General features: G+C 58.2%; 30 protein-coding genes and 5 tRNA genes. 9 read left to right on the top strand and 26 right to left on the bottom strand.

From position 1 onward, the window contains the following. Positions 1-2 precede the first annotated feature (2 nt). Complete coding sequence (gene sfsA / locus ACYJRZ_RS11720) at positions 3-749, bottom strand: DNA/RNA nuclease SfsA (RefSeq protein ID WP_459459109.1); 747 nt, start codon at positions 747-749, stop codon at positions 3-5. Positions 750-762: 13 nt separating this feature from the next. Beyond that, a complete protein-coding gene (locus tag ACYJRZ_RS11715) occupies positions 763-2610 on the bottom strand; it encodes a PHA/PHB synthase family protein (RefSeq protein ID WP_459459108.1) in 1848 nt (615 codons plus the stop codon). Between the two features lie 160 nt (positions 2611-2770). On the opposite strand from ACYJRZ_RS11715, the gene ACYJRZ_RS11710 reads away from it, so the two are divergent. The 4 genes from ACYJRZ_RS11710 (at position 2771) to recJ (ending at position 7902) form a co-directional block, all read left to right on the top strand. Continuing rightward, positions 2771-3223: a hypothetical protein gene (locus tag ACYJRZ_RS11710; RefSeq protein ID WP_459459107.1), complete on the top strand. Its 453-nt coding sequence runs from the start codon at positions 2771-2773 to the stop codon at positions 3221-3223. A 222-nt stretch (positions 3224-3445) separates the two neighbouring features. After that, positions 3446-4666: an LL-diaminopimelate aminotransferase gene (locus tag ACYJRZ_RS11705; RefSeq protein WP_459459106.1), complete on the top strand. Its 1221-nt coding sequence runs from the start codon at positions 3446-3448 to the stop codon at positions 4664-4666. Between the two features lie 56 nt (positions 4667-4722). Beyond that, positions 4723-6042 carry a homoserine dehydrogenase gene (locus ACYJRZ_RS11700; protein ID WP_459459105.1) on the top strand — a complete coding sequence of 440 codons (1320 nt, stop codon included), beginning with the start codon at positions 4723-4725 and terminating at the stop codon, positions 6040-6042. 54 nt (positions 6043-6096) lie between these two features. Further along, a complete protein-coding gene (recJ, locus tag ACYJRZ_RS11695; RefSeq protein ID WP_459459104.1) occupies positions 6097-7902 on the top strand; it encodes a single-stranded-DNA-specific exonuclease RecJ in 1806 nt (601 codons plus the stop codon). Positions 7903-7977: 75 nt separating this feature from the next. Here recJ and ACYJRZ_RS11690 read toward each other — a convergent pair. The 5 genes from ACYJRZ_RS11690 to ACYJRZ_RS11670 all read right to left on the bottom strand — a co-directional run bounded on the left by ACYJRZ_RS11690 (position 7978) and on the right by ACYJRZ_RS11670 (position 10023). Beyond that, positions 7978-8052, bottom strand: a tRNA-Glu gene (locus ACYJRZ_RS11690). A 128-nt stretch (positions 8053-8180) separates the two neighbouring features. Further along, positions 8181-8255 (bottom strand) — tRNA-Glu (locus tag ACYJRZ_RS11685). 83 nt (positions 8256-8338) lie between these two features. Further along, a tRNA-Glu gene (locus ACYJRZ_RS11680) sits at positions 8339-8413 on the bottom strand. A 173-nt stretch (positions 8414-8586) separates the two neighbouring features. Then, positions 8587-9378: a hypothetical protein gene (locus ACYJRZ_RS11675; protein WP_459459103.1), complete on the bottom strand. Its 792-nt coding sequence runs from the start codon at positions 9376-9378 to the stop codon at positions 8587-8589. A 204-nt stretch (positions 9379-9582) separates the two neighbouring features. After that, positions 9583-10023, bottom strand: coding sequence for a VOC family protein (locus ACYJRZ_RS11670; protein ID WP_015339720.1), 441 nt, complete (start codon positions 10021-10023; stop codon positions 9583-9585). A 197-nt stretch (positions 10024-10220) separates the two neighbouring features. On the opposite strand from ACYJRZ_RS11670, the gene ACYJRZ_RS11665 reads away from it, so the two are divergent. The 5 genes from ACYJRZ_RS11665 to ACYJRZ_RS11645 all read left to right on the top strand — a co-directional run bounded on the left by ACYJRZ_RS11665 (position 10221) and on the right by ACYJRZ_RS11645 (position 12189). Further along, positions 10221-10799, top strand: a complete 579-nt coding sequence (locus tag ACYJRZ_RS11665; protein WP_112721378.1) for a cold-shock protein — start codon at positions 10221-10223, stop codon at positions 10797-10799. Position 10800: 1 nt separating this feature from the next. Next, positions 10801-11313, top strand: coding sequence for a DUF192 domain-containing protein (locus ACYJRZ_RS11660; RefSeq protein ID WP_459459102.1), 513 nt, complete (start codon positions 10801-10803; stop codon positions 11311-11313). Between the two features lie 147 nt (positions 11314-11460). Continuing rightward, a tRNA-Pro gene (locus ACYJRZ_RS11655) sits at positions 11461-11537 on the top strand. A gap of 179 nt (positions 11538-11716) precedes the next feature. Next, positions 11717-12022, top strand: a complete 306-nt coding sequence (locus ACYJRZ_RS11650; RefSeq protein WP_459459101.1) for an ETC complex I subunit — start codon at positions 11717-11719, stop codon at positions 12020-12022. A 90-nt stretch (positions 12023-12112) separates the two neighbouring features. Further along, a tRNA-Arg gene (locus ACYJRZ_RS11645) sits at positions 12113-12189 on the top strand. Between the two features lie 61 nt (positions 12190-12250). Here the strand turns inward: ACYJRZ_RS11645 and ACYJRZ_RS11640 are convergent. From ACYJRZ_RS11640 to ACYJRZ_RS11550, 19 genes are all read right to left on the bottom strand, one after another. Further along, positions 12251-13270, bottom strand: coding sequence for a tyrosine-type recombinase/integrase (locus tag ACYJRZ_RS11640; protein ID WP_459459100.1), 1020 nt, complete (start codon positions 13268-13270; stop codon positions 12251-12253). An 8-nt stretch (positions 13271-13278) separates the two neighbouring features. Continuing rightward, complete coding sequence (locus ACYJRZ_RS11635) at positions 13279-13455, bottom strand: hypothetical protein (RefSeq protein ID WP_169644919.1); 177 nt, start codon at positions 13453-13455, stop codon at positions 13279-13281. Continuing rightward, a complete protein-coding gene (locus tag ACYJRZ_RS11630; RefSeq protein ID WP_459459099.1) occupies positions 13452-13727 on the bottom strand; it encodes a hypothetical protein in 276 nt (91 codons plus the stop codon). The genes ACYJRZ_RS11635 and ACYJRZ_RS11630 overlap by 4 nt, the downstream gene beginning before the upstream one ends. Continuing rightward, positions 13724-14017 carry a hypothetical protein gene (locus ACYJRZ_RS11625; RefSeq protein ID WP_459459098.1) on the bottom strand — a complete coding sequence of 98 codons (294 nt, stop codon included), beginning with the start codon at positions 14015-14017 and terminating at the stop codon, positions 13724-13726. Before ACYJRZ_RS11625 ends, ACYJRZ_RS11630 begins: the two co-directional genes overlap by 4 nt. Next, positions 14014-14460, bottom strand: coding sequence for a Lar family restriction alleviation protein (locus tag ACYJRZ_RS11620; protein WP_459459097.1), 447 nt, complete (start codon positions 14458-14460; stop codon positions 14014-14016). The genes ACYJRZ_RS11625 and ACYJRZ_RS11620 overlap by 4 nt, the downstream gene beginning before the upstream one ends. Continuing rightward, complete coding sequence (locus ACYJRZ_RS11615) at positions 14457-14804, bottom strand: hypothetical protein (RefSeq protein ID WP_459459096.1); 348 nt, start codon at positions 14802-14804, stop codon at positions 14457-14459. Before ACYJRZ_RS11615 ends, ACYJRZ_RS11620 begins: the two co-directional genes overlap by 4 nt. A gap of 109 nt (positions 14805-14913) precedes the next feature. Next, positions 14914-15156: a hypothetical protein gene (locus tag ACYJRZ_RS11610; protein ID WP_459459095.1), complete on the bottom strand. Its 243-nt coding sequence runs from the start codon at positions 15154-15156 to the stop codon at positions 14914-14916. Further along, positions 15156-16115, bottom strand: a complete 960-nt coding sequence (locus tag ACYJRZ_RS11605) for a hypothetical protein (RefSeq protein WP_459459094.1) — start codon at positions 16113-16115, stop codon at positions 15156-15158. Before ACYJRZ_RS11605 ends, ACYJRZ_RS11610 begins: the two co-directional genes overlap by 1 nt. Continuing rightward, complete coding sequence (locus tag ACYJRZ_RS11600) at positions 16112-16378, bottom strand: hypothetical protein (RefSeq protein ID WP_459459093.1); 267 nt, start codon at positions 16376-16378, stop codon at positions 16112-16114. The genes ACYJRZ_RS11605 and ACYJRZ_RS11600 overlap by 4 nt, the downstream gene beginning before the upstream one ends. Then, positions 16375-16749 carry an HNH endonuclease gene (locus ACYJRZ_RS11595; protein WP_459459092.1) on the bottom strand — a complete coding sequence of 125 codons (375 nt, stop codon included), beginning with the start codon at positions 16747-16749 and terminating at the stop codon, positions 16375-16377. Before ACYJRZ_RS11595 ends, ACYJRZ_RS11600 begins: the two co-directional genes overlap by 4 nt. Continuing rightward, positions 16742-17098: a hypothetical protein gene (locus tag ACYJRZ_RS11590; RefSeq protein ID WP_459459091.1), complete on the bottom strand. Its 357-nt coding sequence runs from the start codon at positions 17096-17098 to the stop codon at positions 16742-16744. The genes ACYJRZ_RS11595 and ACYJRZ_RS11590 overlap by 8 nt, the downstream gene beginning before the upstream one ends. Next, the gene (locus tag ACYJRZ_RS11585) at positions 17098-18090 is read right to left on the bottom strand and encodes a hypothetical protein (protein WP_459459090.1); all 993 of its coding nucleotides are present in this window, start codon (positions 18088-18090) and stop codon (positions 17098-17100) included. The genes ACYJRZ_RS11590 and ACYJRZ_RS11585 overlap by 1 nt, the downstream gene beginning before the upstream one ends. An 87-nt stretch (positions 18091-18177) precedes the next feature. Further along, positions 18178-18456, bottom strand: a complete 279-nt coding sequence (locus ACYJRZ_RS11580; RefSeq protein WP_459459089.1) for a hypothetical protein — start codon at positions 18454-18456, stop codon at positions 18178-18180. Then, a complete protein-coding gene (locus tag ACYJRZ_RS11575; protein ID WP_459459088.1) occupies positions 18449-19306 on the bottom strand; it encodes a hypothetical protein in 858 nt (285 codons plus the stop codon). The genes ACYJRZ_RS11580 and ACYJRZ_RS11575 overlap by 8 nt, the downstream gene beginning before the upstream one ends. Next, a complete protein-coding gene (locus ACYJRZ_RS11570; RefSeq protein ID WP_459459087.1) occupies positions 19303-20121 on the bottom strand; it encodes a hypothetical protein in 819 nt (272 codons plus the stop codon). The genes ACYJRZ_RS11575 and ACYJRZ_RS11570 overlap by 4 nt, the downstream gene beginning before the upstream one ends. Continuing rightward, positions 20118-21251: a recombinase RecT gene (locus tag ACYJRZ_RS11565; RefSeq protein ID WP_459459086.1), complete on the bottom strand. Its 1134-nt coding sequence runs from the start codon at positions 21249-21251 to the stop codon at positions 20118-20120. Before ACYJRZ_RS11565 ends, ACYJRZ_RS11570 begins: the two co-directional genes overlap by 4 nt. Then, the gene (locus ACYJRZ_RS11560; RefSeq protein ID WP_459459085.1) at positions 21252-21509 is read right to left on the bottom strand and encodes a DUF5839 family protein; all 258 of its coding nucleotides are present in this window, start codon (positions 21507-21509) and stop codon (positions 21252-21254) included. After that, complete coding sequence (locus ACYJRZ_RS11555; protein WP_459459084.1) at positions 21506-22090, bottom strand: HNH endonuclease; 585 nt, start codon at positions 22088-22090, stop codon at positions 21506-21508. Before ACYJRZ_RS11555 ends, ACYJRZ_RS11560 begins: the two co-directional genes overlap by 4 nt. Then, entirely contained in the window at positions 22090-23109 is a 1020-nt protein-coding gene (locus ACYJRZ_RS11550; protein ID WP_459459083.1) for a hypothetical protein, read from the bottom strand. The genes ACYJRZ_RS11555 and ACYJRZ_RS11550 overlap by 1 nt, the downstream gene beginning before the upstream one ends. Positions 23110-23130 lie beyond the last annotated feature (21 nt).

Here is a 23130-nt window from a genome sequence, read left to right as displayed (position 1 = left end):
GACTAGCCTTCGGTAGAGATCTTAAATTGTTCTAATGCAGCTATGCCGGGTTCGTCTATCGGGATCAACCCGGCAGGCGCGATTTCCGTCGGCGAAACCCTGCATTTCAGCGCATAGACCTCGACGCCACGCTTCAAAGCGCGATCATAGGCCCTGGCGTAGACCGGATCGAGATCACCGCAGATGCGGAAGCGATGGCAATCATTGCGCTGGATCACGAACAGCATAACGGAGCGGTAGCCGGCCTCCGCCATATCGCCGAGTTCTTCCAGATGCTTGGCTCCGCGCGCCGTCGCGGTATCGGGAAATTCCGCAAGACTCGGCTGCCGCATGAAATGGACGTTTTTCACCTCGACATAGGTGGTTGTCCGCAAAGGGTCGGTCAAGAGCAGGTCTATGCGCGAATTGCGGCCGTAATTCTGCTCGCGCTTGACCATTGTATACTCGCCGAGATCGGAGATTTGCCCAAGCGCGATCGCTTCCGCTGCAATGCGGTTCGGCATGGCGGTGTTGACACCGACGGTTGTGTCATCAGCTTCGATGAGTTCGAAGACATGGCGGTATTTTCGCTTCGCGCCCTCATGCTCGGAGAGCCATATGCGCGAGCCGGGTGTCGTAAGGCCGAGCATCGAGCCGGTATTCGGGCAGGAGCCGGTGATGAAGGTACCGTCCTCCAGCTCGGCATCGAAGAGGAAGCGCTTGTAGCGGGAAATCAGGCGGGCAGGGACGAGAGGCGAAGGAAATTGCATAATCGGGCAGCAGCTACGCCCGTTCCATAACGAAGCTGCCGGGGGCTTCTTCCAGCGCATTGAGGGCCTTGCCGCCGGGTTTGCGCGCTGCCGTCATGCGATGATCTTGCGCGAGGATCCAGGCATGCCAATGCGGCCACCAGGAGCCAGGTGTCTCCTTTGCTTCGGCCAGCCAATCCTCATAGTCGCCGCCGGTCGGGCCGCCGGTCCAGAACTGATATTTATGCTTGTCGGGCGGATTGACGACGCCGGCAATGTGACCTGAGCCGGTTACCACGAATTCCACCGGACCGCCGAAATACTGGCTGCCGACGAAGACGGATTTGGCCGGTGCGATATGATCCTCGCGCGTCGCTAGATTATAGACGGGAATGCGCACGTCCTTCAGCGACAGCGTCTTGCCGTCGAGCACCATTTTGCCCTGGCTCAAGGCATTGTTGAGGTAGCAGTTGCGCAGGTAGAACGAATGGTTGGCAGCGGCCATGCGCGTGGAATCGGCATTCCAGAACAGGAGGTCGAAGGGTAGGGGTTCCTGCCCCTTCAGATAGTTGTTGACGAAATAGGGCCAGATCAGCTCGGAGGCGCGCAGCATATTGAAGGCCGTCGCCATCTTCGAACCTTCGAGATAGCCGAGTACGTTCATCTGCTCTTCGAGTGCCGCAATCTGCTCCTCGTCGACGAAAACCTTCAGGTCGCCGGCGAAGGTGAAATCGACCTGCGTGGTCAGGAAGGTGACCGTTCGGATGCGCTTATTCTTTTCCTTGGCATGGAGGGCGAGCGTAGCCGCGAGCAGCGTGCCGCCGACGCAATAGCCCACGGCATTAACCTCCTGCTCGCCCGTCGCCTTTTCGATTGTTTCCAGAGCGAAATCGATGCCTTCGCGGGCATAGGAGGTCCAGTCCTTCGCTGCATGACGATGATCGGGATTGACCCACGAAATTACGAAGACGGTGTGACCCTGCTCCACACACCATTTGATGAAGGATTTCTGCGGGTTGAGATCGAGAATGTAGAATTTGTTGATCCAGGGCGGGCAGATCAGCAGCGGCCGCTTCAGCACCTGCTCCGTCGCCGGCTCATATTGGATCACCTGGCAGACATCGCTTTGTGCGATCACCTTGCCTGGAGTCAGCGCCATGTCGCGGCCGACGGCGAATTTCGTCATATCGGTCTGCCGCAGGCGCAGCTCGCCGTGGCCGAGGCTGATATCCTCCGCCAGCATCTTCATGCCGCGCACCAGGTTCTCGGCGTTGGAGGCGATGGTTTCGCGATAGACCTGCGGGTTGGTCGCGACGAAATTGGTCGGGGAGAAGGCCGCGGTGATCTGCTTCGTGTAGAACGCCGCCTTGTGACGCGTATGCTCGTCCAGTCCTTCCGCTTCGCCGACCAGCTTTTCCGCCCAGTTCGACGTCAGAAGATAGGTCTGCTTCAGGAAATCGAAGAAAGGGTTCTTCTGCCAGTCCTCATCGGCAAAGCGCTTGTCCTTGACCGGTTCGGCTTCAGCCTCGGCGGACGAATCGCCGCTGAGGCGCTGCATGGTTTTCGTCCACAGGCCGAAATAGCCGGAAAGCAGGTGAGTCTGCGCTTCCAGCGTCCGGCGGGGATCGGAAAGCCAGTATTCTCCGACCTTAGAAAGCGTCTTGACCATGTCGGTAAAGGGATCGGCAATCGTATCGACCTTCTCGCCGCGCTCGCGCGGTGCAAGCCAGGCTGAGGCTGCCTTGCCGAGATTTTCCAGCGCACGGGCAAAGTTGACGGCCATCGCTTCGGGATCCCTGACGATGTAAGGCTCGACTGACTTTGGATCAAAGCCGGGAAAGCCACCATTACCTTCATTCTTGTCCCGCTTGCTGTCGGTCACGCATCATCCTCCCGGCGGCAGCTCGTGTCTTGTTTTCCATTTGTACATCTTGCGGGAAAAAGAATACAAGTCGAATGAAACGCAACCCTGCTCTTGCTTTGCTGCTGCGACAAATTTAACAGTCGCAACCCACAGCAAGGAATAGCGCAGGAAGACAATTATGGGCGGCGGCATGGTGGCAAGACTGAACCGGTATTCCGTATTCTGCGGTGCAATGTGCGGAATTCTCGCATTGACGCTCGCGGGCTGCTCGACGCCCGAGGAAAAGGCGGCCTTCGCCAAGCGCAAGCAGCCACCTCAGGCGGTGATCGTAAAACCCGCCAAGGGCACGCCCGTGGTGGAAACCAGCACGCAGCAATTTTACAAGGACGGCTATCCTTCCTTCAATGCGCCACCGACAGCTGCAAACGTCCAGATCAACGATCAGCAGGCGGGCGATCTGGTCAAGCAGCTGACGGCTCTCGGATCGCAGCGCAAGGCCGGCACGATCTCCGAGGCCGAGTACCAGAAGCGCGTTGCCGAGATGCGCAAGCTCGCCGCCGAACATGGCCAGGATACGCTGCAGGAAATTCAGAAAGAGGGCGGCGCTCAGCCGGCCGCGACGCAGAATTAGCCTTGCGTTTCAGGCGATTTGGACGCAAAGCGTTCAGATAGGCCGAATTTGGATGTATCTGGCCGGCGGATTGCATTTTGCGTGCACAAGCGCCCAAGATTCACCTTATCTTTCGAGATAGCATGAATACGGCGCCGCGAGTCCCAAGTTCGTATCGCGGCTGGCCGGGAGATCAACGAACTTCAGCGCGGTTTTGAGGGCCGCTGTCCCATGGGGAAAGAAATGGAAGAGTTTCATAAAGTCCGGCGTTTGCCGCCCTACGTTTTCGAACAGGTCAATCGTTTGAAAGCGAGCGCGCGAGCGGGCGGGGCGGACATTATCGACCTCGGCATGGGCAATCCAGATCTTCCAACCCCCAAAGCGATCGTCGACAAGCTGTGCGAAGTGGTCCAGGACCCGCGCACGCATCGCTATTCTTCCTCCAAGGGCATTCCGGGCCTTCGTCGTGCCCAGGCCGCCTATTATGCGCGCCGCTTCGGCGTGAAGCTCAATCCGGATACGCAGGTGGTCGCCACCCTCGGCTCGAAGGAAGGCTTTGCCAATATGGCGCAGGCGATCACTGCGCCTGGCGACGTGATCCTCTGCCCGAACCCGACCTATCCGATCCATGCCTTCGGCTTCCTGATGGCAGGTGGTGTGATCCGCTCGATCCCGGTCGAGCCGGACGATAGCTTCTTCCCGCCGCTGGAACGGGCAGTGCGCCACTCGATCCCGAAGCCATTGGCTCTGATCCTGAATTATCCGTCGAACCCGACGGCCTATGTCGCGACGCTCGATTTCTACAAGGAAGTTGTCGCCTTCGCCAAGAAGCACGACATCATCGTGCTTTCGGATCTGGCCTATTCGGAAATCTACTTCGACGACGCGCCGCCGCCGTCGGTGCTGGAAGTTCCGGGCGCCATCGACGTGACGGTCGAATTCACCTCGATGTCGAAGACCTTCTCCATGCCCGGCTGGCGCATGGGCTTTGCCGTCGGTAACGAGCGGCTGATTGCGGCGCTGACGCGCGTGAAGTCCTATCTCGATTACGGCGCCTTCACGCCGATCCAAGTGGCGGCGACGCACGCTCTCAACGGCGACGGTTCCGACATCGCCGAAGTGCGCAACATCTACAAGCGCCGCCGCGACGTTCTGGTCGACAGCTTCGGCAAAGCCGGCTTCGACGTGCCGCCGCCGGCCGCGACCATGTTCGCCTGGGCGAAGATCCCGGAAAAGTTCCGTCATCTCGGCTCGCTGGAATTCTCCAAGCTACTGGTCGAGAAGGCCGACATTGCAGTTGCTCCGGGCATCGGCTTCGGCGAGCAGGGCGATGATTATGTCCGCATCGCGCTTGTTGAAAACGAACACCGCATCCGGCAGGCTGCACGCAATCTGAAGCGCTTCTTCTCCACCGCGGACGAGACGATGCATAATGTCATTTCGCTGAACGCTCACCGTTCATAATATCGCGCGGCAGCCGTTCCCGCGGCTGCCGTCCCAATACTGATCAGGAATTTTCCATGGCAGATGCCCTCAAAATCGGCATTGCGGGCTTGGGTACCGTTGGTGCCTCGCTCGTCCGCATCATTCAGAGCCGCGCTAACGAGCTTGCCGTTACCTGCGGTCGTCCCGTCAAGATCGTTGCCGTGACGGCGCGCGATCGCACGCGGGATCGCGGCATCGATCTAGCGGGCATCGAATGGTTCGGCGGTCCTGTCGATCTGGCGCAGAAGGCCGATATCGACGTTTTCGTCGAGCTGATCGGCGGTTCCGAAGGCGCGGCCAACGCAGCGGTGCGCGCAGCGCTTGCACGCGGCCTGCACGTCGTCACCGCTAACAAGGCGCTGCTTGCCTATCACGGTGTCGAGCTTGCGCAGATCGCCGAAGAGAAGGGCGTCCTGCTCAACTTCGAAGCGGCCGTTGCCGGCGGCATTCCGGTCATCAAGGCGCTGCGCGAATCGCTGACGGGTAATACGATTTCCCGCGTCTATGGCATCATGAACGGCACCTGCAATTACATCTTGACCCGGATGGAGAAGGAAGGCCTGTCATTCGCCGATTGTCTCAAGGAAGCGCAGCGTCTCGGCTATGCCGAAGCCGATCCGGCCTTCGATATCGAGGGCAACGATACGGCTCATAAGCTTGCCATCCTGACGACGCTTGCCTTCGGCAATCGCATCGCGGCCGACGACATCTACCTCGAAGGCATTACCAACGTCTCCATCGAGGATATCCGCGCCGCTGCCGATCTCGGTTACCGCATCAAGCTGCTCGGCGTCGCCCAGCGCACGGAAAGCGGCATCGAGCAGCGCGTGCACCCGACCATGGTGCCGCTCGATTCGGTTATTGCCCAGGTCGATGGCGTCACCAATGCCGTGGCGATCGAATCCGATATTCTCGGCGAATTGCTGATGGTCGGGCCGGGAGCCGGCGGCAATGCGACGGCATCTTCCGTGCTCGGCGACATCGCCGATATCGCCAAGAGCCGCCCGGGCGAACAGCGCGTACCGGTGCTTGGTCACCCCGCGAAAGCGCTGGAGCCCTACCGCAAGGCGCAGATGCAGAGCCATGAGGGCGGCTATTTCATCCGTCTCACCGTTCTCGATCGCACGGGCGTCTTTGCGAGCGTCGCGACCCGCATGGCGGAAAACCATATTTCGCTCGAATCGATCGTCCAGCGCTCGAAGCAGCATCTGGCGCCGTCCGATCACCAGACGATCATCCTCGTCACCCATGCGACGACGGAGGATTCGGTGCGCAAAGCAGTTGCGGCAATCAAGAACGAAGGCTATCTCGTCGGCGAACCGCAGGTCATCCGCATCGAGCGGCCGAAAGAATAATCTGACCAGCGGCGGCGTGTCTCAAAGGGACGCCGCTCTCAAATTCCGGGAGAGATGGTGGAGCAACCGGTCGATCCAGTTCAACGGGCATTTCTGGGTGTCGAGCGCTCGGTATCAGGCAATCGCTGGGTTTCCAGGCTCGATCAGGCCGGCCAGAACAGGGCGCTCGCCATTGCGCAGACGCATGGGCTGCCGGACCTGATTGCCCGCGTGCTTGCCGGCCGCGGTGTCGGCCAGGACGAAGCCATGGCCTTTCTCGATCCGACGATCCGCGGCCTGATGCCGGACCCGCACCTGCTGACCGATTGCGAGAAGGCTGCCAGGCGTCTCCTGCACGCGATTAGTAAGGGCGAGACAGTCGCGATCTTCGGCGACTATGACGTCGACGGCGCGGCCTCCTCGGCGTTGGTCTATCGCTTCCTGACTCATTTCGGCGTTCCCGCCAGCATTTACATTCCCGATCGCATCTTTGAGGGGTACGGTCCCAATCCGACAGCCATCAATCAGCTGATCGACAATGGCGCGACGCTGATCGTGACCGTCGATTGCGGCTCCACTAGCTTCGAATCGCTTGATGCGGCGAGGGCGCGCAATATCGACGTTGTCGTCATCGATCACCACCAGGTGGCGCACGAGCTGCCCCATTGTCACGCCTTGGTCAATCCGAATCGTGAGGACGATCTGTCGGGGCAGGGGCATCTCTGTGCCGCCGGCGTCGTCTTCATGGTTCTGGTTGCAGCCTTGCGGCTGCTGCGCGAGGCCGGAGATTCCCGCGTGCGTTCTATCGACCTGCTCGCCTGGCTCGATATCGTTGCGCTCGCGACCGTTTGCGATGTCGTGCCGCTGAAGGGCCTCAACCGCGCCTATGTCGTCAAAGGGCTGATCGCCGCCCGCCATCAGGGCAATCTCGGGCTTGCCGCCCTCTTTCGCAGGGCCGGCCTTAACGGTCCCGTTACCCCCTATCACTTCGGCTTCCTGATTGGTCCGCGCATCAATGCCGGCGGTCGCATCGGCGATGCAGCTCTTGGCGCACGCCTGCTGACGCTGGCTGATGGAGGCGAAGCGGAAACCATCGCCGCGAAGCTGGACGAGCTCAATCGCGAGAGGCAGGTTATGGAAGCCACCATGCTGCAAGAGGCGGAGGCCGAGGCCCTGGCGGAGTACGGCAATGGCGACGGCGCCTCCGTCATCGTCACGGCGCGTGAGAACTGGCATCCGGGAATCGTCGGCCTCATTGCATCGCGCCTCAAGGACAAATTCCGCCGGCCGGCCTTCGCCATCGCCTTCGATCCGATGGGCAAGGGCACCGGATCCGGCCGCTCCATCAACGGCTTCGACATGGGCCGCATGGTGCGTGCCGCCGTCGATGCCGGCTTGCTGGTCAAGGGCGGGGGCCATGCCATGGCAGCCGGCCTGACTGTGGAGAGAAGCAATCTCGGAAAGCTGCGAGCCTTCTTCACCGAGAAGGCGGAGAAGCAGGTAGCCGGGCTCGTCGCCAACGAAACGTTGAAGATCGACGGTGCGCTCGGCGCAAGCGGCGCGACCGTGGAGCTTATCGACAGGCTGGAGACTGCCGGTCCGTATGGTTCGGGCCATCCACAGCCCGTCTTCGCCCTTCCGAGCCACCGCCTGCGCGATTCCCGCCTTGTCGGCCAGTCGCACATTAAGATTACGCTGGAGGCGCAGGACGGCGGCCGGGTGGATGGCATTGCCTTCCGTGCGGCAGAAACACCCTTGGGCGATCTGCTTATGTCGTCGCGCGGTGCACAGATACACGTTGCTGGCACGCTCGGCGCCGATCATTGGCAGGGAAGCAGACGTGTGCAGCTTCGGGTCACGGACGCAGCAAAGGCTCCGTAACGCAGATTACGCCCAATACGCGTCTGCATACCTGCGTTTAGCGAGCCAAAACATCAATTTAAGGGGAAGGAACAGTGGCACGCCCTAGGGGAGTCGAACCCCTCTTTACAGAATGAAAATCTGTCGTCCTAACCGATAGACGAAGGGCGCGTGCTGTGGCGCCCTTATAGTCAGCACCTTTCATTCCCGCAAGCGGAAAAACGAGAAAAATCGCAGAAAAATCGATGACTAAGCGAAGATTTTTCGAGGTGCTTGTGGAAAACTTCGGGACACGCTTTTGGTACGCCCTAGGGGAGTCGAACCCCTCTTTACAGAATGAGAATCTGTCGTCCTAACCGATAGACGAAGGGCGCATGCCGCGCGGTGCAAATAGGAATAGCCTATTGCGTCCGCAAGCGGTAGCTTAAATGAATTGCAGTGGGAGAAAGAACAACAGTGGCACGCCCTAGGGGAGTCGAACCCCTCTTTACAGAATGAAAATCTGTCGTCCTAACCGATAGACGAAGGGCGCGTTCAGCTGTTGTGTGGCGCGCTTATAGCGGGGGGATTTCATTCCCGCAAGCGGCAATTTTGCTTTTTTGTGGAAAAAATGACAGGTGAGTGAAACTGCCGCCGATGCTGAATAAGCGAGCCTTAACAGGCTCTTGCCTCTGACATTGAAGAAGTCCTGGAAACATCGGCTCTTTATTGCCCTGTCGCGCCCTGCACCGGCTGCACCAGTAGCTTGCCGTTTTTGGGCTGGTTCTTCGAGGCGATGAATTGCGCCAGGACGGCCGCCTGTCTGCCGTTCAACTCATGGACATTTGGGGTCGGCATTGCTGCTGCTCCGGACGTCGTCACCTGGGCGATCGGCTGCGGCGAGCCCGCGGTCGGCGAGGTTGCATTGCGGATGACGGGTGGCGGCAACATCTCTGCCGAGGTGCGAGCGTTCGATGCGGCGGCATCCATCGCCGGTGGTGGCGATGTCGGCATTGCTGACGGCGGCGTGCTGTAGACACTGCGCATCATCGGCGTAATGGGCTGGGCCCCGTCGGCTTGGGTCTTGGCAAGCGTCCCATCGGGATTGACGGCAATGGGCGGCGGCGCGGAAAAGATGCTGCTTCTGCTCGCGTTAACGCCCGTCGGTTGCGTGACCAGGCCCGCAATACCGGTTTGCCCCTCAGGGGGAGTTTCGGCGGGTGCCGGATAGAGCGCTTGATTCTGCTGGGCGACGATCTGCTGGCGGGTGCCGTTGATGCTATGTACCAGTGGGTCGCGATAGGCGAGGTCGGCCTTGCGGTGCCGGGCATCGGCCTTGTTGTTCATATCGGCCGCGAGCTGTTCGGCTGCCGTCGGCTGCGCGGCGGGGGCTATGTCCGATGTCTCGGTCGGCTTTTGACCCTTGGTCGCGCAGCCCGCAATCATCACAAATGAGGCAAGAACGGCAATTGTGCTTGCTAGCTTCTTTCTGCCGTATAAAATCTGGTGATCGCACATAGGACGTTCCCTGCAAAAAGGCGTGCATCGGAACGGCCTCCTGCGAGGGACGACGATATCGCGCGTGCCGACTGGAAACGATGACCCCGCGATATCCGATGCATGATGCTTCGAGTCGTCCAAGCATGCCGGAGGATGGGCATGGGCGGCAAGCGCGAAACGGATGGCTCCGCGCGTGCCGTAAGCCTCGCGAAAGCTTAGGCCTTACCAGGAGCCGGTATTGGCCATGGAAGCCCAGGGCTCGGCAGAAGGTAGATTGGCGCCCTTCTGCAGGATTTCGATCGAAATGCCGTCCGGAGAGCGCACGAAAGCCATGTGACCATCGCGGGGCGGGCGGTTGATCGTGATTCCGTTGTCCATCAGCTTCTGGCAGGTCGCATAGATATCGTCGACCTCGTAGGCGAGGTGGCCGAAATTGCGTCCTCCGCTATATTCTTCCGGGTCCCAGTTATAGGTCAGTTCCAGGCTGGGGGCGCCGTTACTGCGGGATGATTCGGCATCCTCGTCGGCAGCAAGGAAAACGAGCGTATAGCGACCTTTCTCGTTCTCGTAGCGGCGTGTTTCGACAAGCCCGAACAAGGTGCTATAAAAATGCAACGAGGCGTCGAGATCGGTGACGCGGACCATCGTATGGAGATAACGCATTCTATTTCCTCTCTTAATGTTGAGCTGGACGGATCTTCGATCGCGGCACCAGCTTCGCGCAAGTCTTGGAGCAATAATCTTAGGGTGGGAATAAACGAAAACTAGGACTTGCGCTTTTCCGTTACCAAGATGTTAATCTTGATATCAGGGAATCAGTTAACCGTAACAGTGTGACGCGTAATCGAGGGCTGACTAGGATGGGTGACAGAATTTCATCGAAGGGAGTTGTCGACTTCGAAGAGATGTCGGGCGATACCGTCGAGCTCATCGAAATCTCAGGCGTCGTCAAGTGGTTCGATGTTGCCAAGGGCTTCGGTTTCATCGTGCCCGACAATGGCATGCAGGACGTGTTGCTGCATGTGACGTGTCTACGCCGTGACGGTTATCAGACGATTCTCGAGGGAACCCGCATCGTCGCGCTGATTCAGCGCCGTGAGCGAGGATATCAGGCCTTCAAGATCCTCTCCATGGACCAATCGACCGCTGTGCATCCCTCGCAGATGCCTCCTGTCCGTACGCATGTGCAAGTGACGGCGACGAGCGGATTGGAGCGCGCGCTGGTCAAGTGGTTCAACCGCACCAAGGGCTTCGGTTTCCTGACGCGCGGCGAGGGCACAGAGGATATTTTCGTGCATATGGAGACGCTGCGTCGCTTCGGTCTCGCTGAGCTTCGGCCGGGGCAGGTGGTACTTGTTCGCTTCGGACCGGGCGAAAAGGGCCTGATGGCCGCGGAAATCCACCCGGATGCACCGAGCCCGGCGACACGGCCGCACTGATATGAGCAAAGCCGGATGTTTTGGAATTTTGAAAAGCGCCATTGTGGCGCTTTTTCTCGTTGGGGCCGTAGTCCCTGTGTCCTTTGCGGGACAAACTGCAAGCATGCAGTCGATGGCTTTCGATTCGGAACCGCTTTCGATCACATCGCCCAAGGGCCAAACCTATAAATTCACAGTGGAACTGGCCGTGACGCCGGCGCAGCTCGAACTCGGACTGATGTATCGCGACAGCATGCCGGCCGATCACGGTATGCTGTTCGATTTCGGCACGCCGCGGCCTGTCATGATGTGGATGAAGAACACCAAGTTGCCGCTCGATATGGTGTTTCTGGATCAAAAGGGTGTCGTCACCCATATCCAGGAAAACGCCGTGCCCTATTCCGAAGCGATCATCAGTTCCGGTGGGCCGGTTGCTTACGTCATCGAGCTGAACGCCGGCATTGTTCGCAAACTCGGGCTTGCTGTCGGCGACACGGTGACGAGCGCCTCTATTTCGGCAAAGCTTGGCAAATAAATTTTCATCGGGGAAGATGTGCTAAGCAGGATTTTATCTGTTGCAGCGGGCAGATGAACCGTGTATCTCCCCACTCGTTCCGTCGGACTACACGTCCGGCGGTACGGAAATCAGCCGATGATCGCGTTTTGGTCATGCTGACGGGTACGGAGTGTAGCGCAGTCTGGTAGCGCATCTGGTTTGGGACCAGAGGGTCGGGAGTTCGAATCTCTCCACTCCGACCATTTAAAATCCCTTCATTGAAGTCATTGAATTCGTCGTGGCAGCGGCCGCCTTTTTGCTTGAAAACAAAGGCATTCGCGGCTAAGCAAAGGTCGTGTTCGCGCGGCCCTGAAAGGGATTGCGCCGAGGCAAGAGAAGCAAGAAGGCGGATCATTCCGCTCGATTCGGAGGCGCTGCAGCAATGCCTGCCAAGATTTATCGTCCTGCAAAAACCGCCATGCAATCCGGCAAGGCCAAAACCAATATCTGGGTTCTGGAGTTCGATCAGGAAACGCCGCGCAAGATCGATCCGATCATGGGCTATACCTCATCGGGCGATATGCGCCAGCAGCTCAAGCTGACCTTCGAGACGCAGGAGCAGGCGGAAGACTACGCCAAGCGCAATGGCATCGAATACCGTGTCATCGCGCCGAAGGATCCCATCCGACAGACGGTATCCTACTCCGACAACTTCCGCTTCAACCGCATCCAGCCCTGGACTCACTGAAGCCAGGCATTTATTGAACGCCGCCCATTGAATTGGGTGACCGTTTCAGGCATGTGTTGCCCGCCGCGCCCAAAGCGCGGCCAGGCTCATGGCCCCTTAGCTCAGCTGGATAGAGCACTTGCCTTCTAAGCATGTGGTCGCAGGTTCGAATCCTGCAGGGGTCGCCAAATCTAATTGTAAGTTATTGATATTTCTACGGGTGCGACCACGCAGGGTCATAGGTGCGACCTATAGTCTGTTCGACAGACGTTCTGAAGCGCCTCGCGCCAACCTCTTCTTGTCGGCTTCCTTGGTGTAGATTTCCGCCATAGCTAGCCGCGACCAGCCGAACATTGCCATCAGTTCATGCGCTGTTGCGCCTTCATCAGCCGCGATTGTTGCGCCTGCTTTCCGCAGCCCGTGCGCTCTGCACTCATCCGGCAATTCTGCCGCCTTGCACTGCTTGGCAAACCAATTCCCAAATGATGCTCCTGAACTGAACGGCTTGCCGCGCTCCGTCGTAAGGAATGCGAGATCGCCTGTCGCCGTTGCCTCAATCGACTCCAGGAGCTGGCGAAAGACAGGAAGATGGACCCATTGCCCTGTCTTCTCGGTTTTCAGTGAAATAATGCCTTCTTTCAGATGTTGCCGCCCAACGATGACAGCATCACCGCGGCGCAGGCCGAGAAAGAGGAGGATGTCTATTGCGAGGCGCGGCTTCGTTCCGACCTTATGATGGGCACGGTATTGCTCGACTTGCTCAACGGTCCAAGTGTGAAATCCATCAGACTTCACCTTTACCTTGCTCACGCCAGCGACTGGATTGATCGTTACCTTCTCCGCCTCGACGGCCCACTTAAAAAGATGCGACATTGTTTTCAGAAAGTTGTTTGCAGCATTGGGTGTAGCGGCACGCTTATCGATGCCAGCCTTGATATCTGCCTTTGTCATTCGCCCGTAGGGAAGATCGCCGTTCTTTTTCAGGACTTCCTTGAGAATGTTGTCTCGGGCTCGACGTGTGCCCGCTGCTAGCTCAGCCCAAGCGGCGCTTCGCTTATATTGCTCTATCAGCCACTTCAGAGTTCCAGTCGCTGCCTTTTGCGGTTCTGGTGCTGCGCTTGAGCCCGTGAGGGCCTTCTCATAAGCAGCATTGAATTCATCACTGCCATATTCTCCGCGCAACCGGACGCGCTTTCCCTTCCGCTTGAAATACCAGACAAGCTTTTTATGGCGGGTGGTTTCGTGTGACAAAAATGGTTTGCGCGGCATGTCCTCCATCAGAGATCGAAACCTCTGATGGGTTCAACGTCATCCTTCTTGTGGATAGCGGGGATATCGGGCGAAACACCGATCTTTTTTCCATCGATCTCTACCCAGACGGTCACGCCGTCGCGCTTGGCAACCTTCGCCATGCGGTGGAGATCGGATTCCTTGATGAGCGCAGAGGCCGTCACTTCCCCGCCTCCTCGTTAAGAGCGGCGCGGCCGGATGGCTCATTCGTTTCGGCGCGTTCCGACAAGGTCATAACGCCGAAGAATATCCAAGGTGCATCGCTATTCGTTCTGAAGGCGATGCCGGTGCGGCGCGCAAGTTTGTAAACAAGCCGTCTCGCAATCCATGGGCCACCAGAACGACCATAATGAGCAATGACGAAACGAATATCATCGCTGACATCGAAGTCAGGTTCTTTCTTCCACCAGAGAGTAAAATAGTTACACAGGATCATTTGGTTGAAATTTCCTGCATTGTGCTGAGGGCACGAACGGCTTCAGCCATGGATCTGCGAACATAACGTTCGTTCTGGCCGGCAAAACGCATCGGATGAGCTTCAACCAATATCGCGGCTTCTTCCAAAGCCCTGCGTCTTGCCTCTTTCTTCACTTCTTCCATCACCTCTGCTTGGCGATGGCGTTCGGCGAGGATGGCTTGGGCGATATGATCTGCCCTAGTTGCAATGCCGCTGATGCAAGCGAGTCGATCCGCCGTTGCGTTGATATCGTCCGGTATCTCGCTCATGGCTTCTCCCCTTCGTTAGAGGGGGATGGTGGAGAGGGCAATGGCTGCCAAAAACGAGCTTCAAAGCCATTTTCGGACAATGAATATTCCTGATCGTGCCACCAAAACCATTCATTCGCTTCTGGCCAATAGGCGCAACCTACCGTTGGCTTATTATCGTAGTAGGCCGCGACAAGGATATAGGTGCCGTCCTTCGGCGCACTCGCGATATCCAGCCAGCCGCCTCCGCCGTTCCCGCCGTCTCCGGCTTCTATAGGGGAGCGAGTGTTCCAACGGTTCAGAACGTCGTCTCGATATTCATCGTGCATGTCGATCCCACATTCACCGCACCATATGGTGAAGCCGTGATCGAAGTTGTCGATGACATCGGTGACAGATGCGAACATCGGTTCTTTGCCACAGAACGGGCAGGGCAGAAGAGCCTTATCGTGCTGTTTTGTCATTGGGAGGGGCCTTTCACAAGGAGAGCGATCTCTTCATCGCTAAGGCCAAGAGCCTTTGCCTTTTCCAGCGCAAGCTTTCTGGCGTCGATCACGCGTTGACGAGCCTCGTCTTCCGGAGGTGGGGGTACGATGTTCAAGATCGATGTGGGGAGGAAGTATTTGCCATCGACATAAAGGGCATCGACTGGCTCTACCGGGCAGTCAGTTCCTTGGACATAGCCCTTCTTCGCAAGCCGGATCGCGGTGGATTCAATCTTGCAAAAATGCTTCACGAACTGCCGGCCACGACCCTCGGTCAAATCGTCATTTGTATAGAAGGCCCAAAGCGTAAGTTTCTCTGCCATTACTCCCCTCCTTTATTGAGAGGGGCGGCGCGTGCCTTCCAATCAAGATAATTGGCAATCGCCATGAGGATACAGCCGCAGAACATGCCGAGGAAAAACGCAAAGCCGATCATCGCGCGCGCCCCTCTTGCTGGGAGAGGGCGGACGAAAAGGCCAAAAGCTTCTTTTCGAAATCGTCATATTCAGCAGGGCGCCAGAACTGCCACCACCTTTCACGAAGCGGCGGAAGCCTGAAATTGCCATCGCGGATCGCGTCACAGTAGATATCGAGCAGCGCTGCTTCCTTGGATTCCGCGCCATCGACGGTATAGAGGGTGTTGCCGAGATGCCGACTTACGGTCCAATAGGCCATTACCGCTCTCCCTTCGCTACATGCTGGAGGGCGGCGCGATTGTGCTCGGCCAATTCTTTTTCGAGCTGACGCCGTTTGCGCTCGTGGGCAATTTCGTCGGCGCGCTCGTACCACCATTCTCCCGGTGATCCGCCACCTTCACCAAAGCCTCCGGCCATAACCTCGTCAATTGCCGCCGCTTCGTCGTCAAGCTGGCTATCAGTTAGCGCACGGGCCGGGACCTTATTGCGCAAGCGCCGATTCTCCTCTTTCAACGCGGCGATCTCCGACTTATAGGAGGCCAGGGCCTGTTCATTGGTAGCGGCTCTGCCCTTTAGGAGACCATTCTCTTCTACAAGTTCAAGAAGCTTATCCGTGCGCTGGTCAAAGGCCTTTTGAAGCGCGGCGATATCGGAGGCGGGGGTGGGGGAAATCTCGTTCTCGCCAAGGAAGCCATTAATAGCGTCCTCGATCATGGCCCGCTCACCGTCTGTGGGGGCATAATCACCTTCGTCGGCGCGGAACTCATATTCCATCGCGTATTCATGTGCTGAAATGCGTAGGGGCGGCCTTTCCTCCATCCCTCCTACCGGAGAGGAGAGAGCGGAGCGGATTCGGGATTCGTAGTCGGCTTGGGCGGCGGCTTTGGCCCTGTCCTCGAAGTAGAAAAACTGCGTGGCTACTTTTTCGCCGGGAATTACCAACTCCAAGGGAAAAGTAGTGAGCGATGTGGTATTGTGGCGTATTGCGTATGGCCCAAATGGTGTCGATGCATAAATGTTATTTCCAGCACCGTTCCACTCCAGATCCTCCACCGCCACAGGCAGCGGGGCGGGTGAGGCGTCCTTCAATGCCTCAAAAATTCGAACAACGATATCGTTGGCAATGGGCGTACCGTCGAGGCGCTTTACCCACTTTTTGTTGTGAGGTTGCGCCGCCCAATCATCATAGCCGCGCTGAACATCCATAAGGCTGATCATAGTTTGCCCTCGTAAGCGTCAAGGAAGAGATGAAGCCAGCGTTCCGGCATCCATTGCCCATAAGCGTGGTTGGCTTTTACCGCAGCGTCGGCGGCTTTCTGGCGGTCAATCTCCTTCACCGCCGCAGGCAGCGTCTCTCCGGGTATGAGCGCAAGGGCGGCGGCAATGGTTTTTTCGAAAACCACATTATCGTCATGCATTTTACCGTAATGCTTCCAATAAGCCTGCTTGGCGGCTTCGATCATTTCAGGTGTCGGGGTCATGCGTCGATTTCCTTGTAGAGCGGTCTCGGCTGCAGGCTCGGCTTTGGCTGCCGGCGCAATGCCTTGTCGGATTTGGGGAAGGGTGCAGAACGCAGTTTCGAGGCCGGCCGGATCGCTCTCGTTGCCTTATCGCGCTGGCGATCGGACTTGCGTATGCGTCGAATATCGTCTGCGGTCTTTTCTGCATGGCAGACACGGCAAAGAAGGCGGCCATTGGCTATCGTCGGTTCGCCACCGAGGGCACAAGGAAGGATATGGTCGACCTCTCCCTCGCCACTCTTCAGAACGGCTTTGCACTTTTCGCAGTGGCCGGCGGCGCGGGCGATGATTGCGGCTTTGGTCTTGCGGTTGAATTCCATCCGATTAGCCATTGATGAAATCCTCCACGTCCATCTGAGGAGCCTTCCGGCGACGGGTGATGGCCGCATTGGCGGCGTGATGCTTTGCATCCCACGACAAATGACATTTTTGACAAAGTGCGCGGCAACGATCTGGATCAGCATGACTCTCATCATGATCCATGTGGGCGATTGTCAGGACGACCTTGCTTCCGGTGATCGGATGCGGCTGTCCATTCTCAGCTCGGCAATCCGGATGCATTGGTGTGCCTTCGCAGCGATTGCCAGCGCGCTCGATGATGGAGGCGCGGAAGGCCTTCCATTCCTTCGAATGGGTACCGCCGCCAAGGTAGAGGGATTTGCGTTCTGCTCGGATCGGCATCAAGCGCCCTCCACATTTGCCAAGGCCGTCTGAACGTCCTTGGACAATTGAGAATCAGCGGATTCGGCAAACAGGCGCGAGTAGTTCCATTCGGTATCCCGGAAGATGCGCCCATCGATGTCGTCGTTGAAGCATGACAGGATATCTGTCTGGATCGCCGCATCTTCTGGGGTCGTGACGATAAAGCGACCAATTGCATCTGAGACCCGATAGTAGCCATCGGACCAATCTCCACGGGTCTGATACATGGCGGCGGCCAGATCGAGGCGTTGATCCTTGCCCCGGAGAGCATCAAGAGCGCCATTCCAATCGATGGCTTCATCCAAGCCATAGCGGATGATGATCTCGGCAAGCTTCAGATCGTTGCGGCGCTTCTCAAGGGCGGCAGCAGCCTCGCGTTCTTGCTCTGCTTTGCGCTTCGCATCTTCCTGCTCAGCTTGCTTTGCATACTCGTCATATCGAGCCTTGAGGCTGTTATAGGTCCATGAAGCATGATCGAATCCGTCGGTGATCTTCACGTTTCGGTTCAAGTCACCCAAATATCCAGCATCATGACGAATGTTCTTCGGAAATCGTGAGCGGCTTTTCAGGTCACGCTCACTGTAGGAATCCGGAATGCCGGCTTCTTTCATGAGGGCGATGATCTTCTCGCGAAGCTGGCGATTGATCTCGATCTTTGGGAGATTGCGCTCGTGGGCGTCCACATCCTTCTGACGGGCCGTCTCAAGCTCGGATAGAGCCTTGTCGGCAATTTCTTTGGCGGTCGGCTCACGCCAGCGATTAAGGCTGCTGGCGTAGCTCTTTGGGTCGGACATGCACTTGCCGACAAAGCCGACGAATTCCAGTTCCTCAGCCATGAGCAGCATCCTTGATTGGGGTGACGCGATCGAGAAGGTAGCAGCCGGAAATCCCTTCCAGCCAAATGACGGCCGAGTGACCGGACAAGACTTCAGCTTTCGACCGTGTGACGGTGAGGACGCCAGCGCCGTCATCCTTGCGGACCGATACCGTTTGGCCGACGGGATAGCGGGAGTTGAAGGCGTCACACTGCGCTTGCAGGGTCGCGGGGTTCGGGCGCCTCATACAGCATCTCCGTTCTTCACCTCGGAAGCGAGATCGAGAACGATCTTCGCTACCTCAAAGGGATCTTCGAGCTTGTTGGAATAGACGGCGCTATATGCGCCACTGCACATCGCAACCGCCTGAACCATGGCTTGCATGGTGATCAGGAACTTCGTTTCCTTGGTATCCGCGACCTGCAGAACCGAATGGATGGATTCAGCGACACGGTGACGGGCGAGATTGCAGAGGTCACGCTCAAGCGCGCCAAAGGGGAATGTCTTGGGCGACTTAGGCATCTTCGTCACCTCGCAGCTTCTCCACGGTGGTTTCCAGGACCTCAGCGAAATGCTCGAGCGCTGGCCCGAGCCGCTTCGGATCGTTGGCGATGGCGCGAACGCTTTCGCTGATCGCGCGTGCCTTCTCGACGCTCTCGGGGGAAAGTTCCTTGATGTAAGGAGCCCACTCGCGTTCGACCAATTTGAGGGCGGATGGCGAGACGCTGGTATCAGCCGCCATCGGAAGCATGTCCTTTGCGAACTTGATCAGCGTCTCGCGCTCGGTAGGGGGAGCGTCCGACGAGGAGGCTTGGGGGGCGTGATCGTCGGACGCTGCGGAAGCGGAAAGGGTGCCGCTGTCCGCTGTATCCGGCTCGGATGGCGTCGAGCCGGAATTCTGGGGTTGGGTATCGAGGACTTCGCCCGTCTCGGGATCGGACGGCTCCTCGTCGACGTGCGCGGTTTCCTTGCGCAGGGTTGCGACATCTACACCTGTCATTCGGCTGAGAAGCTCGATCATCTGGTCGAGCGCTTCTTGCAGCTCGGGGTCTTCGAGCTCGGTCAGCGACTTCGGATACGACATAAAATCGCCGCCGACGGTCTTGGACAAATTGACGATACCCAGGGCGAGCTTGATGGCCTCATGGGCCTCGTCGCGCGTCTTCCACGGTGTCTTGCACTGTTTCAGGACGAGGCCTAACACAGCAAACCATTTCCGGATCAGGACGCGGTCTTTCTCTTCCGTGAACCGGACAAAGACGGTTGTCCCGCGTCGATATGAATTCAGGCGCTCGGCGTCGAACGGGCCGGCCGGAACGAGGCGGCCGCCTTCGATCGTCATTCTTAGAGCTGGGAAATCGGACTTGCTCATGCGGCACCTGCCTTTGCCTGCCGGCGAGCTTCCCACTCCCGAGCGCGAATAACGCACTTCGGTGCATCCCACTCAGGCTTCAGGGGCTGGATGTCAGCAATTCCATGCTCTTTGACGAGGGCTAGCTCGAGGTGGGGGAGAAAGCGGGACATGATGGCAATGAAGACATCGTCGCGGATGAGGAGGCCTCCCATGCCAGTCATGTTGAACCAAGGTTCCGGGCGCCTGTACCGACCGCGCCAACTTGCTAGCGGATCGACATAAGCAACTTCCGTGTATCCCTCAGGTCCAGACGTATGCCAAGGGCCGCGCAGAATAACTTCTGTACCATCTTCCAAGATGATATCGTAATGTGAACCGCCAAACCCTTCCTGTTGCGCGGTGCAAAGGCGTTCTACCTCTACCCATTCGCCTTTCGGGTTCTCAAATTGGTTGGTTTCGCTGTTATAGGTTCCGATCTCTTCAGTCGGAGCGAACCTGCGCAGGGTACCATCAAGGCTCCTCCACCGCTTAACCTTATCCATGTATAGCGGTGAGCCGTGCGAATATTGCTCAAGACGCCCATCCTCATGATAGGCGCGGTAGTGCTTGCCTTCCTTCCGGTACCGTTTGTTTTCCCAATTACGGGCTTCGCAATTCACCTTGAGCCTAACCGAAGGCGGGTTGCTGTATTCATCCATCCAGTTGATATTGGCGCCCTTACACCAAGTGGGGACAAGATCGCTCGGACCTACCGGCCTTTCGATCATTGACCATTCAGGCCCTTGACCGATGCCATGCCTAGCGGCGCGGGTTTGTTCTGACGATAGCATCATGCGGCACCCCCAATGCGCTTCTCAGCGCGCTTGCGGATCGCCTTGGCGATTGCCTGATTGGTTTCCCCCTGCGGCTTGCCGTCGAAGCGGGCCATAGGATCAAAGCTGTCCCAAACCTCTTCGAGCGAGGCAGCATCGGAAACGACGGCGAGTGCTTCCTCAAGACGCTCAAAAAATTCGTTATCGTCGACGATTTCCTCTTGAGCCGGTTCTTCCGGTTCGGTCTGCGCTGGCTGCTCGACCCCGGCATTGCCGTCCTCGGTCGGCTTGTCCGTGACATCGACGACTTCCGCGTCTTCAACCGGCGGCTTCGGCGGTACCGGAGGCTTGGGCTTCGCCGGCTGCTCGTCTGGAGGCGTGACGTCGCGCATATCATCTAGATCAGCGATCTCGCGAGCTTCGAACTCGTCACGGATACCGCCTAGCACGTCGCCAAACAGTTCGCGCAGGCAGTAGCCCGCCGCTCTCCAAGACAGCATGCGCTTCTGGAACCGATACCAAGGCGCGTCATTGGGCTGGCCGTCTTTCCAAACCTTTTGCCCATTCTCCCAAACCTGCTTGCGCACGGTTGGGCGATCATCCCAAAGGCGAGCATGCTTCGCGTCTGCAACGCTGAAAATGACCGTCTTCTCTTCGCCGGTGTCCGACCGCTTCGCGATGCAATAGCCGAAGGTGCGCTCGTCCTCGGAGAGCGCGGCGAACGCCTTGGCGGTTACACCCGGCTCTTCCTCCTCCGCTTCCTTGCTCGGCAGCACGCCGGCATCGCGAAGGATTTTCTTGTCATCCTTGGCATAGCCGGTTTTCAGCAACGCAACGCGGCCCGATTGGCGAACCACATTGATGATGCCGTCGCCGTAGAGCGCGGGCTTGCCGTTGATGACGGTGAAGCTACGAAGCGAGACCATCGGCTTCAGGCCGAGCTCCGCGCCAGCCAAGATCGCGACTGTGACCGCGCTCACGGCATCATCGCCCTGCAGCTTGCCGATCAATGCCGCCGGCGCCAGGCCGCCGATGTAGACGGCCTTGGCAATTCGGTAGGCTTCCTCGAAGGTCTGCGGCACGATCGCCACAACCTGGCCGCCGCCGGCCAACGCCGGCATGCTCTGTTTCGTCTGGGTCTGGGTGTCCATTTAGAAATCCCACTTCTTTTCGGTGGCGACGTCTGCGGCGGCTTCGGTAGCGGCTTCTGGCTTCGGATCGGCACGGCGGAGGATTTCCTTCTCCGCCTTGTCGGATTCGGTCTTGATCTCGACGACCTCGACCTCCTTCGGGCCGTGCTTGGTTTCGACCATGACCTTGTCGCCCGGCTGCAGATCAAGGCCGGCGGGGATCACGTAATCGTAGGTTTTTTCTTTGTTCCACTTGAACGCGATAGATGCATATTTCATAGGAGAAACCCCTTCTTTTGCGCGTGATCGATAGGATCGCGGTCGCATTTCGACTGGTTGCAAGGCAGGCAAAGAATTTGCAGATTGCGCGGATAGTTGCTGCCGCCCTTCGAAAGAGCAGTAATGTGATCTATGCTCTTGTTCTTCTTGGTGATTTTGCATTTGCAGAGGGCACACTTGCCCTTCTGCATCACCATCAATCGAGCGATGTCGTTTTCATTGAAATCGCCGGGAGCGTTGATACGTCTGGCTCGTCGACGCTGGCGGGTAGCCCGGACCTTGTCGGGATTAGCCTTCTCCCACGCGCGAGATGATGCTTTGGCCTTATCTTTGTTTGCGTGGTACCAATCGTTTTTCTTGCGATTGGCGTTTTCAGGATTTGCTTCCTGCCACTGTTTGGCCTTGGCACGATTGCGCTCTGGGTTTGCGGCTATGACGGCTCGCGCGCGCTCCCTAGCGCACTCTGCGCACTGCTTCCATTTGGTGCTTTTGAGTGCGTAATGGCCGCGAGGGCATGGCCTACCCGTGAAATAATGGGATAGGCCAGCTTCCCTTGCTTGCTGGCGCGATACGATTTCCATCAGCGCACCGCCGCTTTCTCTTCCACCTTGACGCCGGGGACGGAATGGCCCTTGTCGATGGCGCGCTGCGCGAGGTCTCGAAGGCAGTTCTGAAGGTCGGGGTGATTGAGCATGAAGGTCGACAAGGCGACCCAATCGGTTACCTCGGTGACGACAAGCTTGATCGAAACGCTCGCAGACTTGCCATAGGTCGGCTTGATCGGCGCCGGCGCGGCTTCCGAGGCGGTGAGAGGAGCCGGAGCTTCCAAGACCGTAGTCTCGGAAGACTGCTCGCGGGCGGCATGCTCGGCAGCGAGGCGCGCCTGCTCTATCTCACGCTCCCGCCTGCGCTGCTCCTGCAGCTTGACCGTTTCCCACGATCCGATCGCGTCACGCACCTTGTCGGCGCCGGCCTTGGCCGATTTGACCAGAGGTTGCCATTTGGCGTCGACCGCCTTCCCGGCTTCGAGGTGAGGTTCCTTCTGCTTGACGCGGATCTTCTCGGCTTGGCCGGAGAGTTCGTTCAGGCGATTGCGCAACGAAAGGGCCTTGGAGGCCGTCGCATCGTCCGAAATCTTCTCGTAGGCCTTCATGCCGGCGAGCGCAGCGTCGATCTGATCTTTGAGTGCTTCCGCTTCGTCGACACGCTCGTTTTGTGAATTGTCGCCCGGTCCTGGCTCTGGAGTCTTCACCTGAGCGGTGACCGTAGCGTCATCGTCGGGCCAGCCTTTCCCATCCATCGCCGCCGTATAGGCTTCGAAGGTCACCGGGTACCGGCAGCAGAACGTCCAGATTTCGTCGGGCCGAACCTCGCGGCCGTTGCGATAGGCGACGATCTCGTCCGAGCCTTCCGGATAGAAGATTGCGACCGGATCAAAGGTCTTGTCCCGGTTCTTTGCCCGGTAATAGCCCTGCTGGGCATTGCCATCGTGGACGGGGAGGGTCTTGCCGACCGCCTCAGGGTTCTTGAGCGCCGCGCGCCACCAGCTCCACCGATCAATGAGTTTCGACGCAAGCGCGCCAATAGACTGCTCTGCCATAACGGCTCACTCCTGTTGAAA

It is taken from the genome of Rhizobium sp. No.120, from assembly GCF_054558365.1.
The sequence above is the reverse complement of the archived record's forward strand: the minus strand, read 5'-3'. Positions and strand labels throughout refer to the sequence as shown.